General features: G+C 60.9%; 14 protein-coding genes. 8 read left to right on the plus strand and 6 right to left on the minus strand.

The features are described from left to right. Positions 1–110 precede the first annotated feature (110 nt). Positions 111–1,505, minus strand: coding sequence for a sensor histidine kinase (locus B0G74_RS29360; protein WP_132378802.1), 1,395 nt, complete (start codon positions 1,503–1,505; stop codon positions 111–113). After that, the gene (locus B0G74_RS29365; RefSeq protein ID WP_011492737.1) at positions 1,495–2,172 is read right to left on the minus strand and encodes a response regulator; all 678 of its coding nucleotides are present in this window, start codon (positions 2,170–2,172) and stop codon (positions 1,495–1,497) included. The genes B0G74_RS29360 and B0G74_RS29365 overlap by 11 nt, the downstream gene beginning before the upstream one ends. A gap of 249 nt (positions 2,173–2,421) precedes the next feature. Here B0G74_RS29365 and B0G74_RS29370 point away from each other — a divergent pair, with 249 nt between their 5' ends. From B0G74_RS29370 to B0G74_RS29405, 8 genes are all read left to right on the plus strand, one after another. Continuing rightward, positions 2,422–3,441, plus strand: coding sequence for an ABC transporter substrate-binding protein (locus B0G74_RS29370; RefSeq protein ID WP_132378803.1), 1,020 nt, complete (start codon positions 2,422–2,424; stop codon positions 3,439–3,441). 39 nt (positions 3,442–3,480) lie between these two features. Then, positions 3,481–4,275 (plus strand): ABC transporter ATP-binding protein, encoded by a 795-nt coding sequence (locus B0G74_RS29375; protein WP_132378805.1) that lies wholly within the window; start codon positions 3,481–3,483, stop codon positions 4,273–4,275. 16 nt (positions 4,276–4,291) lie between these two features. After that, the gene (locus B0G74_RS29380; protein WP_132378807.1) at positions 4,292–5,158 is read left to right on the plus strand and encodes an ABC transporter permease; all 867 of its coding nucleotides are present in this window, start codon (positions 4,292–4,294) and stop codon (positions 5,156–5,158) included. A gap of 458 nt (positions 5,159–5,616) precedes the next feature. Next, positions 5,617–5,883 (plus strand): hypothetical protein, encoded by a 267-nt coding sequence (locus tag B0G74_RS29385; RefSeq protein WP_132378809.1) that lies wholly within the window; start codon positions 5,617–5,619, stop codon positions 5,881–5,883. A 344-nt stretch (positions 5,884–6,227) separates the two neighbouring features. Further along, positions 6,228–7,661 (plus strand): tetratricopeptide repeat protein, encoded by a 1,434-nt coding sequence (locus tag B0G74_RS29390; RefSeq protein WP_132378811.1) that lies wholly within the window; start codon positions 6,228–6,230, stop codon positions 7,659–7,661. 99 nt (positions 7,662–7,760) lie between these two features. Continuing rightward, the gene (locus B0G74_RS29395; RefSeq protein WP_132378813.1) at positions 7,761–8,243 is read left to right on the plus strand and encodes a glycosyl hydrolase 108 family protein; all 483 of its coding nucleotides are present in this window, start codon (positions 7,761–7,763) and stop codon (positions 8,241–8,243) included. Continuing rightward, entirely contained in the window at positions 8,243–8,935 is a 693-nt protein-coding gene (locus tag B0G74_RS29400; protein ID WP_132379484.1) for a hypothetical protein, read from the plus strand. Before B0G74_RS29395 ends, B0G74_RS29400 begins: the two co-directional genes overlap by 1 nt. A 229-nt stretch (positions 8,936–9,164) precedes the next feature. Then, on the plus strand, positions 9,165–9,482 hold the full coding sequence (locus B0G74_RS29405; protein ID WP_132378815.1) for a DUF4148 domain-containing protein: 318 nt from the start codon (positions 9,165–9,167) through the stop codon (positions 9,480–9,482). Between the two features lie 344 nt (positions 9,483–9,826). Here the strand turns inward: B0G74_RS29405 and B0G74_RS29410 are convergent, their stop codons facing one another. From B0G74_RS29410 to B0G74_RS29425, 4 genes are all read right to left on the minus strand, one after another. Continuing rightward, positions 9,827–10,075: a hypothetical protein gene (locus B0G74_RS29410; RefSeq protein ID WP_132378817.1), complete on the minus strand. Its 249-nt coding sequence runs from the start codon at positions 10,073–10,075 to the stop codon at positions 9,827–9,829. A gap of 204 nt (positions 10,076–10,279) precedes the next feature. Further along, a complete protein-coding gene (locus B0G74_RS29415) occupies positions 10,280–11,326 on the minus strand; it encodes a phytoene/squalene synthase family protein (RefSeq protein ID WP_132378819.1) in 1,047 nt (348 codons plus the stop codon). A 119-nt stretch (positions 11,327–11,445) separates the two neighbouring features. Further along, positions 11,446–12,330, minus strand: coding sequence for an amidohydrolase family protein (locus tag B0G74_RS29420; protein ID WP_132378821.1), 885 nt, complete (start codon positions 12,328–12,330; stop codon positions 11,446–11,448). A 34-nt stretch (positions 12,331–12,364) separates the two neighbouring features. Next, the gene (locus B0G74_RS29425; RefSeq protein WP_243658376.1) at positions 12,365–14,203 is read right to left on the minus strand and encodes a feruloyl-CoA synthase; all 1,839 of its coding nucleotides are present in this window, start codon (positions 14,201–14,203) and stop codon (positions 12,365–12,367) included. Positions 14,204–14,260: the final 57 nt, after the last annotated feature.

A 14,260-nucleotide genomic window follows, 5' to 3' on the forward strand; every position in this document is an offset into this window, starting at 1 on the left:
ATGCAACGGAGAACCTTATGGAAACCTTACGTGAGAGGCCAATGCTGCCGATATATGCAGCCGGTGAAGACTCGTTTTCACCGACACCTTTCCTAACCTGCCTGCGGGCTTCAACCCGTTTGGGATTGCTCTGCCGCGGCCCGCGGAAACGACACGCTGATGTGCACGCCCTTGCCGCCCTCGCCCGGCTTCAGCGTGATCTCGCCGTGATGGGCGTCCGCGATTTCACGCACGATGGCGAGACCCAAACCGGTGCCCTCCGTATCCGCCGACGCCCGGAAGAACGGCTCGAACACCCGGCTGCGCGACTCGGCCGGAATGCCGGGACCGTCGTCCAACACGCTCACGTTGACGGTATCGGCGTTGGCGCGCACGCCCACCGTGACGTGACCGCCACTGCCGGTATAGCGGATCGCATTTTCCGCGAGGTTTGAAATCAACGCCTGAAGCAGCCCGCGATGCCCCGCCACCGGCGCAACGCCGTGCAGTTCGGCGCCTAAATCGATGCCTCTGGCCTGGGCGAGCAACGCGAGGTCTTCCACGACCTCCAAGGCGAGCGGCACCAGATCCACCGTTTCCACGGCCAGTTGCGTGTTGTCCGCAGCCTCCGCTTGCGCGAGCAGAAGCAGCTTGTTCGTGAGGCCCACCATCGAACGGTTACTGCGATGCATGGCGGCCAGTGCTTCGTCGAGCGCGGGCTTCAAGCCGTCCTGTTGACGCGCGAATTGTAATTGCGTGCCGAGCAATGTAAGCGGCGTGCGCAACTGGTGCGCGGCGTCGGCGATAAAGCGGCGTTGCGCAGCCACCTGCACGCCGAGCCGCGCGATGCACTGATTGATCGCTTCCACGATCGGCCGCAACTCGGTATGCAGACGTTCGACACGAATCGGCTCGAGTTGCATCGGATCGCGGTCCGTCACATCCTCTTTTACTTTCATCAGCGGACGCAACTCGAAAGTCAGGCCGATGCATACCAGCGCGACCGCCAACACGATCATTTCGATCTGCCTCACGAGTTGCGGTTGCCACAACTGCTGGGCCATGGCGTCGCGCGAACGCACGGTTTTACCGACCGTCACACGCACGCGGCGTGTCGCGCCGTTGTCGTACATGAGGCGCACGAGGCCGACCGCCCGTACCTTGTGGCCTTGCAAATGGGAGTCGTAATGATCCGGCGTATCCGGCGCTTGCTGCGGACGCGTCGGGAAATCGGGAGTACCGGCGAGCAGGCGTCCGTCGTCAACGCTCACGCTGTAGAACACCTGATCGCGATAGGGCGACACGAATACTTCGAGCGCGGCGGGCGGCACATCCACACGCAGGAAGCCATCCACCCATTCCACTTCGCCCGCGATCATGCGCGCCGATGAGATCAGCTGATTGTCCTGCACCAGATCCGCCGTGCGCCGCGCGTTGTCGTATTCGGCCTTGCCGGTCACGAACACGTACAACGCGAGTGGCACCAGCAGCCACCACAGCAGGCGCATGCGCAGACTATTGGTCATCTTCTTTCTTGCGCAGCAGATAGCCGAGCCCGCGCAGCGTGACGATCGCCGCCGAACTGCCATCGAGTTTCTTGCGCAGACGCGAGATATAGATTTCGACGGCGTCTTCACTCGGCTCGTCGGCGAGCGTGAAGATCGCGTCGACCAGCGCCGGCTTCGTCACGGTTTTGCCCAAACGCAGGATCAGCGTTTCGAGCACCGAGCGCTCGCGCGGCGTGACGTTCAGCGGCGCGCCCTTCAGCGTGAACTGGCGCGTGTCGATGTCGAACGCGAGATCGCCGCACACCACTTCGCTTGCCTTCGAGGGCGACTGCCGGCGGATCGCCACCTTGATCCGCGCGATCAACTCGCGCACTTCGAACGGCTTGACCAGATAATCGTCCGCGCCGGCGCCGAGCAGTTCCACCTTTTCGTCGATCGAGCCGCTCGCCGTCAGAATCAGTACCGGCGTCGCGTCGCCGCGCTGGCGCAGACGCCGCAGCACGTTCTTGCCCGACAGCTTGGGCAGATTCAAGTCGAGCAGGATCACGTCGTAGTGATTGGTGCGCAGCAGCTGGTCGGCCGCGTCGCCGTCCTGCACGGCGTCGAGTGCGAACGCCTCCTGCTCCAGCATCTTCGCGAGCCAGTGAGCCAGCGTGGGGTTGTCTTCGATGAGCAGCAGCTTCATGGCGGGAACGGCAAAAGTCAGGCCGTCGATTGTGCCGTAAAACAAAGGGCTTGCGCGCGTCCTATGTGGTTTGCAGCATACGTTGTCGCGTTTGGGGCGGGGTTGCGGCAAGCTTGCGGGTTAACACCCATGATTTACCCTCAGTCCAGAAAGCTGGCAGAAGGTTTCCAATTTCTATAATCGCCGTCATTCACCCAGAAAGCGCCGCGCGCAACACCCAGCGGCGACCAAACCAAAGGAGACTGCCTCATGCGTACCTTGCGCCAGATTGCCGCCGTGTCAGGTGTTGCGTTCACCCTTGCCGCCGCTTCGGCCGCCGCTCATGCGGAAAAACTCACGATCATGGTCGGCGGTGCCACCAAGATCATCTATCTGCCCGCCAAGCTCACGGAGCAACTCGGCTACTTCAAGGATGAAGGCCTCGACGTCGAAATCCTCTCGCAACCGGCCGGCGTCGACGCGGAAAACGAACTGCTGGCGGGCGCGGTGCAAGGCGTGGTGGGCTTCTACGATCACACCATCGACCTGCAGAGCAAGGGCAAGGAAATCCAGGCGCTGGTGATCTTCGGCCAGGTGCCGGGTGAAGTGGAAATGGTCTCCACCAAGGCCGCGGACAGCTTCAAGAGCATGGCCGATTCGAAGGGCAAGACGCTCGGCGTGACCGGGCTCGGCTCGTCGACCAGCTTCCTCACGCAATACCTCGCGCAACGTGCGGGCGTGCCGTCCACGCAGTACACGCTGCTGCCGGTGGGCGCGGACAACAGCTTTATCGCGGCCATCAAGCAGAGCCGTATCGACGCCGGCATGACGACTGAGCCGACCGTCTCGCAGTTGCTGAAGACCGGCGACGCCAAGGTGCTGGTCGACATGCGCACGCTCGAAGGCACGCGCGCCGCGCTCGGCGGCACGTATCCGGCCTCGAGCTTCTACGTGCAGCGCGCGTGGGCGGAGTCGCACAAGGACGACGCCGCGAAGCTCTCGCACGCTTTCGCGAAGACGCTGAACTTCATCGCCACGCATAGCGCGGAAGAGATCGCCGCGAAGATGCCGAAGGACTACTACGGCAACAACAAAGACCTGTACGTCGGCGCGCTGAAGGCGTCGCTGCCGATGTTCACGAAGGACGGCAAGATGCCCGCCGACGGCCCGGAAACCGTGCTGAAAGTGCTGTCGGCGTTCAATCCTTCGGTGAAGGGCAAGCATATCGACCTCGCCAAGACCTACACCAACGACTACGTGTCGGCGCCGGTCAAGACCGCGGCGAAGTAACGCCCTTTCAACATCACGAGAACAGCGAGGCACCAGCCGATGAATCAATCCCTGTCACGCGATACGCCAGCGATCGAGATGCGCAACGTATCGTGCCGTTTCATTTCTCCTGATGGCAAGGCGACGATTGCGTTGCGCGACTTCAGCATGTCCGTGGCACGCGGCGAATTCGTCGCGGTGGTCGGCCCCACGGGTTGCGGCAAGTCCACCACGCTCAGCATGATTACCGGCTTGCTAAAGCCCACCACCGGCGAAGTGCGTGTGATGGGCGCGCCGGTGGACGGCATCGATCCGCGTATCGGTTTCGTGTTTCAGGCAGACGCCGTGTTCCCGTGGCGCTCGGTGCTCGACAACGTGGCGGCGGGTCCGCTGTATCGCGGCCGTTCGAAATCCGCCGCGTACGACGAAGCCAACGAATGGCTGCGCCGCGTGGGCCTCGACAAGTTCGGCAAGCATTATCCGCATCAACTGTCCGGCGGTATGAGAAAACGCGTGGCGCTCGCGCAGACCTTCATCAATAAACCGGAAATTCTGCTGATGGACGAGCCGTTCTCGGCGCTCGACATGCAAACCCGCACGCTGATGCAGGACGAACTGCTGCAACTGTGGGCCGGTGTCGGCTCGGTGGTGTTCGTCACGCACGATCTGGAAGAAGCGATTGCGCTCGCCGACCGCGTATTCGTACTCACCGCGCGCCCGGCGACGCTGAAGAAAGTGTACGAGATCGATCTGCCGCGCCCGCGCGTCACGTCGGAAGTGCGCTACGACCCGCGTTTCATCGAAATCTCGCGCGACATCTGGCACGACCTGCGCGAAGAAGTACAGATCGGTTAATCAAGGAACGGCAAACATGTCTACTACCCCTCAACAGATGATGCCCCGCTCGGGCATCGACGCCGCATCGCTCGCGCAAGTCGAGCGTGTGGCGCAAAAACGCATCCGGCAGCGTCACGCGCTGGTGATCACGCTGCGTATCGTGGTGCTGGTGGTCGTGCTCGGCGGATGGGAATTGTCCGCGCGTCTGAAGTGGATCGACCCGTTCTTCTTCTCGATGCCAAGCGCGATTTTCGAACAGATCATCGACTGGTTCGTGAACGGCACGTCGCAAGGTCCGCTGCTCACCCAAGTGTGGGTCACGCTCGAAGAAACCGGACTCGGCTTCATTATCGGTTCGGTCGCCGGCGTGTTTTGCGGCATCCTGCTCGGTCGCAACAAACTGCTCTCGGACGTCTTCAGTCTCTACATCAAGATCGCCAACTCGATTCCGCGCGTGGTGCTTGGTTCGGTGTTCGTGATCGCGCTGGGTTTGGGCATGGCATCGAAAGTGGCGCTGGCGGTGGTGATGGTGTTCTTCGTCGTGTTCGCCAATGCGTTCCAGGGCGTGCGTGAAGCGGATCGCTACATGATCGCGAATGCGCAGATTCTCGGCGCGTCGCGCCGTCAGGTGACGACCTCGGTGGTGATTCCGTCGGCGTTGAGCTGGATCCTTGCGAGCCTGCACGTGAGCTTCGGTTTTGCTTTGGTCGGCGCGGTGGTCGGCGAGTTCCTCGGCTCGAAGCAAGGTATTGGTCTGCTGATCTCCACTGCGCAAGGCGCGTTCAACGCAAGTGGTGTGTTCGCGGCGATGATTGTGTTGGCCGTGGTCGCACTGGCAGCGGATTATCTGTTGACTGCGGTCGAACAGCGGTTGTTGAAGTGGCGGCCGGCTGCGGTTTAGGCGAACTACATTAGCCGTGTAGAAGGCCGCGTTAAAAAGAATGCCGTTCAGCCTCGGGCTGAACGGCATTGTTCTTTTTGTGCTAAATGAAAGATGAAAGTAAGGCTAAATTAACCTGATCGGATTTTTTGAAGCAAAGAGCCATATACGCATTCAGGATGGCTGATTAACGCTTGAATTTTCATGCGACCTACCCGTCTCCTTCACATGGTGGAGGCAACACCGGCTCTCCGAGCCGCCGCCGAACAACAAAGCCTCCGCGCGCACCTTTCCTTGCTACACGAAGGACTTCGATAACGCACCTCTCTGGTGCGCTGCGCGGAGTTCGACAAGGAAGCCGGTGACCGTCTCCGCCCTGTGTCCCGTCAGATTGTCCAGCATGTGTCGCGGACAATTCCGGCGGAACTTTCGCAATGAGGTGTCGCAAGGGCGACGCCGAGGGTTTGAAGGAGAGGGACATGAAGAAGGCTCTGATCATCGCAGGCGGACTGCTTTGCGCGTTCGCATGGCAAGCGCACGCTCAGGACGCCAGTACGGAAAATACAGCGCAAGCTCAACCGACAGCAGCCGACGCAGTGGGTGGGCAACCCTCCACCACTTCGATGTCCGGTGGCCCTGCAAAAGCACAGGGACTGACGCGTGCGGATGTCTACCAGCAACTCATTCAATCGCAGAAAAATGGCGAGGCGGCGCGCCTGCAAGATCTGTTCAAAGGAGGCAACTGAACGACGCCGTGGTATTGGAGCCGACCGCATAGCCGAATAGCTTGCCTCCCGGCTTCGCTGCACGAATGACGCCGTATTTTCCCCGTCGCGCAACAGGACGAAGCGAATACGGCGCCTAATCGAAGCATCCCTTTCTCCCCTCTCCGCAAACTCCCCACCTGTCTCCCGCCAGCAAACTTGCGATCGGCATTCGTTGGCCCGCGCGCAACACATTTCCGCTCTCCCGGTCGCCGCAATAGCGTACAGGCCCGCTGCATAAGGCACTGTGCGCAATGGCACGGTCGATGCGTAATACCCGTCACCTAGTCGTGCAGTTACCAACATCGGCTGAATCGAGGTGCGTCATGTCGAGTGTGCAGAGTCAACGTCGACCAATGAATTGGCGAAACCGGTCTTTTTCCGCGGCAAGCGGTTCGACGCATCGCGCGGGAAATCACCACTTTTCAGCCGGACTCGTGCCGTTCGGGTTGCGGACCGCAGGTTTCATCGGTCGCGGCCCGAAACAATTGTGGCCGTATGTCTTGCCGTGGGTTTTCGCGGTGCTCACCATCGGTTTTTTCTGCCTCGTCGTGCGCGGCGTGCTCACGAGGCAACTGCTGGTGCCGCCTGTCGAGACGCCGCAGTCGCTGGTGGAACGCGGCTACACGTCGAACTTTCTCGCGGAACGCATCATGTCTTCGATGCGGGCCATCGGCCAGGACGCCGAGTCGATTCCTCACGACACCATGACGGACAACGACGCACAACCGGACATTCAGATCCCCGGTCAGGAGATGTCGTATGCGACCACCGTGCGCTTCATCAAAGGCGTCATCAAACGCACGGATGTCATGGTTCATGTCGGCATCACGAAGGTCAACGACAGCGCGGATTCCTATGTAGCGCACGTGCAGATTGAAGGCGGCCCCTTCAATTCCCGCGAAAGCACGGTGCCTTTTGAAGGACGCGATCTGGAGAAGTTCGTGCACGACATCGCCGTCAAAGCCATGCGTCTTGCCGAGCCGAATATTCTCGCCAGTCATCTCTATTCGCAAGTCCAGAGAACCAAGTGTTCGCTCGCGCAATGCGACTACGGCGAGGTCGTTTCGATCTACGACGAAGTGCTGGCACTGCCCGCCTCCGAGCAAGGCGAATGGGCGCTCGCCGGCAAAGCGTGGCTGCTTGCGAATCAGGGGCTATCCAAAGAGGCCGAACAGCAGACTCGCGAAGCGCTGACCGTGTACAAGCATTCGGCGGTGCTGCACGCAAGCCTTGGCATCGCACTCGAACAGCAGCATCGCATCGATGACGCGCTCGAAGCGTTGCGAGCTGGCGCCAGCGAGAAATCGAAGACGGCCGAAAATCTGCGTCTTCTCGGCGACGTGCTGTTGCATGCGAATCGCTATGCCGAAGCACTCGATGCATTCAAGCAGGCGGACAGAATGAAGCCGGACTCCGTCGACAACCTGCACGATTGGGGCGAAGCGCTCGTCACCGTCGGCCGCTATGACGAAGCGATCGAAAAACTCTCGCGCGCCGTCGCGCTGCGCCCCGATCTGGCGCCCTCTTACGCGGAATGGGGCCGGGCACTGGATCGCAAAGGCGATCTGCCCGGCGCCTCGCGCAAATATGCCCAAGCGTTACAACTCGATGCAGGGACTTTGTCAGCGCGGGAAAGTCATCTCGCACGGCTTGCGCGAGCGGCGCAGGGGGGCAATCGGCCGGACGCATCGAAACCCAATGGCGGAGTCAGACCTGTTGCGAACCCGCCCGCCTCGCTTTCGTTGCAAACCGCATAATGAACACCCAGCCGCACCGAGTGGTACGCAATGCAGATGGATTGATCCCGCAGCACCTAACCGTTGCACTAAAGCACCTAGTTGAAGAGGAGATGTTCGATGGACAATTTCGAAGAGGCGTTCAAGGCTCTGATCGGCAATGAAGGCGGTTACTCCTTCAATCCGCATGATCCTGGCGGTGAAACGATGTGGGGCGTCACGGCGCGCGTGGCACGCAGCGCCGGTTATACCGGCGCCATGAAAGACCTGCCGCTGGATACCGCCAGACAGATCGCCAAACAGAAGTACTGGGATCCTCTGCATCTCGACGAACTCGATCCGCGCGTGGCCTTCCAGATATTCGACGCCAATTACAACGGCGGTCTGGTGGTGTTGTGGATGCAAAAAGCTTCCGGCGCGAAAGAAGACGGCAAGTTCGGCCCGGACACACTCGATGCGGTCAAAAGCGCGGACCCACTGAAGTTCGTCATGCGCTTTGCCGCTTATCGCTTGCGTTACCTGCGCAATCTGCACGCCTGGCCCAATTTCAGCCGTGGATGGACCGAAAGAATGGCCGCTAATCTTCTCCTGGGAGCAGCATGATGGACTGGTCTAAAGTAGCGTCGAACATCGGCAGCAGCGCACCGCTTCTTGCCGGCCTCGTGGGTGGTCCGATTGGCGTGGGCGTGACGGCCGCCGCCGCGATCATTTCGCATGCGCTCGGCACGCCGAGCGATCCCGGCGTCGTGGAACTCGCGTTGAACGATCCCACCGCACTGGAGAAAGTGCGGCAAGCCGAAAGTGCGAACTCGTTGCAATTGCAACAACTGATGGTCAGCGCCGCCCAGGCGAGCCTCGCGCACGAAAGCGATATGGCGCGCATCCAGGCCGCCGATCGGGCCGACGCGCGCGCCATGGGAATCAGCAATAAGGACTGGGTGCCCAAAGTCCTTGCGATGGCGGTCACTGCCGGCTTCTTCGGCATTCTGCTGCTCATGGCCTTCCAGCCGCTGCCGGGCACGAACAAGGATCTCGTCAACGTGATCGTCGGCGCATTGGGTACGGCGTGGATCAGCATCATCGGCTACTACTTCGGCACGTCGGTGGGATCGATGCGAAAGACCGAATTGCTCGCCAAGCCCAGCGTTCCCATCACGCCGGACAGCGCCGTCACGCTTCGCGAGCCCGCAACGGCCTCGGCGGCGCGTCCACAAGCAGCGCAGGGTCCGTCGCACAGCGAGGTATTCCAGCAATTCTCGCCGGGTGGACAGGGTCCGATTTTCTCGGGCAGTTGATTGGCGTTTCGTTCAAGAACCAGACGATGCACGCGACGAGTGAACGGCTCGCCGCGTGCATCGTCGCGCGTTTCTCGCCCGTGGAATTCCGGCTGGTTGTCTCAAATTTAGCAACAAACATTACCTCAAACGGGGATTACTCTATCCAGGTCGCAAAACTACAATCCAATCACTGAATACGAACAAGAACGTTCGTAGCAAGATAAAACCGAATTGGAGGTAGTTCATCATGAAATCGCTCATTCAAGCTGTTGTTATCGCCGCTGTACTGGCCGCTCCTGTTGCTTCGTTTGCGCAGTCCAACCAGCCGGTGACCCGCGCTCAAGTGCGTGCCGAACTGATTCAACTCGAAAAGGCAGGCTATCAGCCCGGCCTCGCCGACCCGTACTACCCCGCCGACATCCAGGCCGCGGAAGCTCGCGTCGCTCGTGAGAACGGCACCGCACAGGCAGCGGAAAGTGGTTACGGTGGTGTGGTGAGTGGCGCCTCGCAAGCGGGCAGCCCGGTTCAAGCGAACGGCCCGAAGTCGATTTACTTCGGCAACTAAGCGGCGTCGCGCGGTAATCAAGCAGTAACCCGACCGTAACCAGCCATTCGGCGAGTCGAACTGCACTAGCGCCAAGTTCTGCGCGGCGATTGACCGCCTGGCGCACCAGTAACCGGTGCGCAATGATTCAAAACGAACTGGCCCGCGACCGAGTATCCCCGATCGCGGGCCAGTGGTGTATTGGTTACCTCCGTCATCGGGCTCCCGATGGCTTCGCCTGGACCCTTCACGGTCCGGGCGCTTTTTATTGGCGCCTTGTTCGGCAGCGCCTTTGTCAGTATCGAAACGGCGCCCGCAATGGCGGACTACGTGCCGGTTTCAGATAGTGGGTCCGGTGACCCGCGTCAGTCGCGTGCGACCAGATCGCCCACTTGACCGCGCCCGGTGACGAGACAGCTCGAGAGGAAATTCTCGCCCTGACTGCTGGCCCCGATGTCTCCAAAGCCTTTTTTCAGCGCGTTCGATTTGACCAGCTCAGCCCCCTGGTGACACGTTATTGTCCCCATCTCTCCCGCTTGCGCACGCATCAGCGCCCTATCTGCCATCAGATAACCTAGCAACAGCACTACGGCAATATTGAACGCTTGTCTCATGGTTCGCCTCCTCTTTTGAAGAGACTAACGCGAACCATGGATACACGGTCCTAGGGGTTTCCCGATCGATGGCTATTCCATGATGCAGATTAAATCAGGTCACGCTTTCACGCAGTCCGTTATGCGGCGTGGCTCGATCCGGTCTTGCCCGTAGAAAATGGAACTCCTGAATGCTTCGCTGACACAGCGCGTGTTCCATCATCCTCACATCCGGGCTTCGATCTGCCTGATTCGCTGTTCGATGGCATTGCGCACCAGCGCATTCGAAGGCACCAGCAACAGCGACGACGCGATGATCTGATACACCCTATTGCGTCGCACCTTGGACACTTTCTGCGGATCGAGCCAGGCGCTGTTGTCCGCGAGCAGGATCAACGTCTCGAGACCGATCAGAATCGGCCACAAACATGCGAGCCGCAAACGCACGGAAAACGCGGGAATCGCTAGCGTGTAATCGAGGGCTTCGCGGAAATGATCGAGTGTCTTGCGCAGAAGTTCGACCATCAGCGGCCGGGCACGCACCGAATTCGCCGGCAGCAGCAGATCCTGCGCGCTTAGGCCATATTGGTCGAGCAGGGTCTGCGGCAAATAACAACGGCCGATTCGCAAATCCTTGCCGCAATCGCGCAACACGTTGGTCATTTGCAGCGCCTTGCCGAACCGCACGCCGCGCCGTGCCATCGTCTCGGACCGCTCCTTCAGCGTGCCTGGCATGTGCGCGTAGGTCATGGTGGTCCAGAATTCGCCGACGCAGCCCGCCACCAGATACGTATAGCGGTCGAGTTCGTCGTATTCGCGCAGCGACGCGATCTGACCGGAACGTTCGTCGGGGAAGGTGCGAAGATCGAACTCCATGCCTTCGGTCAGCGTCGAGACGATCTCGCGCACGGCCTTGCGATCCGATTCGCTCAGCTGCGACAACACATCGAGCGCAGGGCCGAGCGATTCGAGCAGCACTTTCTCGTCCGACTGGATCTGCTGCCCCGCCACTTCGGCGGCCATGCGCTGGAACAACGCGCCGTCGTCGGTTGCGCCATTCACCTGAGCACGCAGCGACAACAGCAAGGCGAGTCGTTGTTCCGGCGAGATCAGCGAGGTGTCCGCAATCGTATCGGCCGCGCGTGCCAGCAGGTAGGCGAGTCCGATCGGATCGCGCATCCCGACGGGCAGCACGCGCAAGGTGAGATAGAAGGAACGTGAAACGCCTTTCAGGAGCGGGCCAAGAAGGAAGGCCCGGGTCGGATTCGGCATGGATGGGATCAGGTCGGTATTGGGCAAAAAAACAGGCAAAAATCAGGCGCTGCCGAATTGTATACGGCGAAGCGCCTCTGCCGTGCGCAGTGGACCTGCACTGCTACCCACCAACGCTTTTAGGTGTCGTTCTGAAGCCCCAGCAGGCCGATCGCGTTCTGCTTGAGAATCAAAGGCTGCACCTCTTCCCTGAAACCGACCTGCCTGAAATCCTCCAGCCAGCGGTCCGGCTGGATCAGCGGAAAATCCGAACCGAACAGCATCTTGCGCTTGAGCACCGTATTTGCGTGGCGGATCAACTCGGGCGAGAAATATTTCGGCGACCAGCCAGACAGGTCGATATAGACGTTGGGCTTATGCAATGCGATCGACAACGCCTGCTCCTGCCACGGCCACGACGGATGCGCGATCACGATGTTCATATCGGGGAAATCCGCCGCGACGTCGTCGAGATGAATCGGCTCCGAATATTTCAGGCGCAGTCCGCCGCCGCCTCGCATGCCTGACCCCATGCCGGAATGGCCGCTGTGAAAAACCGCCGTGAGCCGGTGTTCGGCGATCAGTTCGTAGAGCGGATAAGCAAGCCGGTCGTTGGCGAAAAAGGCTTGCATCGTGGGATGAAACTTGAAACCGCGCACACCGTATTCCTCGATCAGCTTGCGCGCCTCACGGACTCCCATCTTGCCCTTGTGCGGATCGATACTCGCGAAGGCAATCATGATGTCGCTGTTTTTCTGCGCGAATTCGGCGATCTCCTCGTTTGGGATGCGCGGCCGTCCGAGGTTCGCTTCACAGTCCACGGTGAACATCACGAAGCCGATCTTGCGCTCGCGATAGTGTTCGATGGTCTCGGGAATCGTCGGCCGCCGGCCGAGTTTCAGCACGGTGCCGAAGTACTTGTCGGCGGCATCGTCGAATTCCTTGCCGAACAGATCCGGCGGCTGGCAGCACGAAACTTCCGCGTGCACGTGAGTGTCGATTGCGACGAGTTGGTCGAGATTCATCTAGCCTTTCCTGTCTGATCCTGCGGCGCACGCGTCACGTCGCGCCGCATGCACTCGCGACGATCACGGCCGGATCGCGCTGTGCCGCGTCATACATCGCCTCGACGAGCGCGGCGCGATGCGTCAACACCGCGCGTTGATTGATCGAGCCTTTGTCCGTGATCTCACCGAGATCGAGCGACGGCGCGACGTCCATGAGCCGCAGCCGCGCAATGGTGGTCGCGCCGCCCGTGGCACCGCGATTGAGCGTGTCGAGCAGAGCCGCGAAGTGCGCGCGCACGGTGGGTGCTTCGACCACCTCTTGCGCGCTCGCCGAAACGGGCAAACGAGCCAGCCGCTTGCAATCGTCGAGACGTGGGAAGACCAGCAGCCCCACATCGTCGCGATTCATGCCGGCGACCACCACGTCCTGCACATACGGTGCGCCTTCAGAAATCACGCGCGCCCGCATCGGGCCGACGCTCACGAAAGTGCCCGAGCTCAGCTTGAAGTCCTCGGCAATGCGCCCATCGAACAACAGCCCAAGTTCCGGCTGCGCCATGTCGACAAAGCGCAGTGCGTCGCCGCTGCGGAAGTAGCCTTCTTCGTCGAAGACGTTCTCCAACTCGGCCGCATCGGCGCGCCAGTACCCGGCCATGACGTGCGGCCCGCGATAACGCGCCTCGAGCTTGTCGCCGACCAGCGCTAGTTTGACTTCGCAACCGTGCGCGGGCAGGCCCACATAGCCCGCGCGCATGATCGGCCCCGTGGTGAACAGACACGACGGCGACGTCTCCGTCATACCAAGTCCGGCCATGATGCGTATCCGCTCGCCGCAATACGTTTCAGTGACGCGTTCGAGCCTGTCCCACGCCGCTTGCGACAAGCCGGCACCGGAGAAGAAATACACCTTCACGCGCGAGAAAAAAGTCTCGCGCAATTGCTCGTCGCGCTCCAGCGCGATCGCCAGTTCCTCCCAACCCTTCGGCACATTGAAGTAGATAGTCGGGGCGATCTCGCGCAGATTGCGCAGCGTTTCCTCGAACTTGCCGTTGACCGGTTTGCCGTCGTCGATATAGAGCGTGCCGCCGTTGTAGAGCGCGATGCCCACGTTATGGCTGCCGCCGAACGTGTGATTCCACGGCAGCCAGTCGACCAGCACCGGTGGCTCCGTCGCGAACTCGGGGAACGTTTCGAGCAGCATCTGCTGGTTGCTGCATAGCATGCGGTGGGTGGTCGGCACCGCTTTCGGCAGTTTGGTCGAACCCGAGGTGAAAAGGAATTTGGCGATCGCGTCGGGGCTCATCGTGGCGTGCACGGAATCGACGGTAGTGGGCGTTGTGTTCAGCAGGTCGCCGAACGAAGTCAAGCTACGCGCGGTCCGCTGTTCTCGTGGCAAGTTGACGGCAATTACTTCGACATCGGCCGGCACGACCGCCTCGATTGCCTTGGCGAACGTATCGTAGCTGCTTGCAAACACGAGACCTGGCGTCAGCAGGTCGATCGTATGGCGCAACTTGCCGAAGTCGCCGGAAGCAAGCGCATAGGCCGGCGAAATCGCGGCATAGGGAACGCCGGCCCACATTGCGCCGAGCGCAATTTGCAGATGTTCGAGATCGTTGCCCGACAGAATCACGATGGGCCGTTCAGCGGAAAGATCGCGCGCGAGCAGCGCCTGGCCGATTGCGCGAGCGCTTTGCAACGCCTTTGCGTAGCTCAGGCCGATCCATTGACCGTGGGTGCCGCGACGCGCCGCGAGCCATCGGTCGGGATGCGCTTGCGCACCGCTCGCGAGCCGTTCCGTCATACGTTGCGGATGCTCGCCGAGCGGTTCTGCCGCGCGCAGATACCACGTGTCGCCCTGGCGCTGCGTGTGCAATGATGAAGCGCCGATCGTCGTCGCCCGGTAGCGCTTCGGCGCACCGGGGGTATTCGGTTGTATCGGCTCGGA

Origin of the sequence: Paraburkholderia sp. BL9I2N2 (assembly GCF_004339745.1) — a bacterium.
In the GTDB taxonomy this organism is placed as follows: Bacteria; Pseudomonadota; Gammaproteobacteria; order Burkholderiales; family Burkholderiaceae; genus Paraburkholderia.

What these genes read in the sequence shown, in the direction of transcription:
- B0G74_RS29405 (WP_132378815.1), top strand. Translation starts at nt 9,165, where the DNA reads ATGAAATCGCTCATTCAAGCTGTTGTTATCGCCGCTGTACTGGCCGCT.
- B0G74_RS29420 (WP_132378821.1), bottom strand. Translation starts at nt 12,330, where the DNA reads ATGAATCTCGACCAACTCGTCGCAATCGACACTCACGTGCACGCGGAA.
- B0G74_RS29375 (WP_132378805.1), top strand. Translation starts at nt 3,481, where the DNA reads ATGAATCAATCCCTGTCACGCGATACGCCAGCGATCGAGATGCGCAAC.
- B0G74_RS29395 (WP_132378813.1), top strand. Translation starts at nt 7,761, where the DNA reads ATGGACAATTTCGAAGAGGCGTTCAAGGCTCTGATCGGCAATGAAGGC.
- B0G74_RS29415 (WP_132378819.1), bottom strand. Translation starts at nt 11,326, where the DNA reads ATGCCGAATCCGACCCGGGCCTTCCTTCTTGGCCCGCTCCTGAAAGGC.
- B0G74_RS29400 (WP_132379484.1), top strand. Translation starts at nt 8,243, where the DNA reads ATGGACTGGTCTAAAGTAGCGTCGAACATCGGCAGCAGCGCACCGCTT.
- B0G74_RS29360 (WP_132378802.1), bottom strand. Translation starts at nt 1,505, where the DNA reads ATGACCAATAGTCTGCGCATGCGCCTGCTGTGGTGGCTGCTGGTGCCA.
- B0G74_RS29385 (WP_132378809.1), top strand. Translation starts at nt 5,617, where the DNA reads ATGAAGAAGGCTCTGATCATCGCAGGCGGACTGCTTTGCGCGTTCGCA.
- B0G74_RS29365 (WP_011492737.1), bottom strand. Translation starts at nt 2,172, where the DNA reads ATGAAGCTGCTGCTCATCGAAGACAACCCCACGCTGGCTCACTGGCTC.
- B0G74_RS29410 (WP_132378817.1), bottom strand. Translation starts at nt 10,075, where the DNA reads ATGAGACAAGCGTTCAATATTGCCGTAGTGCTGTTGCTAGGTTATCTG.
- B0G74_RS29390 (WP_132378811.1), top strand. Translation starts at nt 6,228, where the DNA reads ATGTCGAGTGTGCAGAGTCAACGTCGACCAATGAATTGGCGAAACCGG.
- B0G74_RS29370 (WP_132378803.1), top strand. Translation starts at nt 2,422, where the DNA reads ATGCGTACCTTGCGCCAGATTGCCGCCGTGTCAGGTGTTGCGTTCACC.
- B0G74_RS29380 (WP_132378807.1), top strand. Translation starts at nt 4,292, where the DNA reads ATGTCTACTACCCCTCAACAGATGATGCCCCGCTCGGGCATCGACGCC.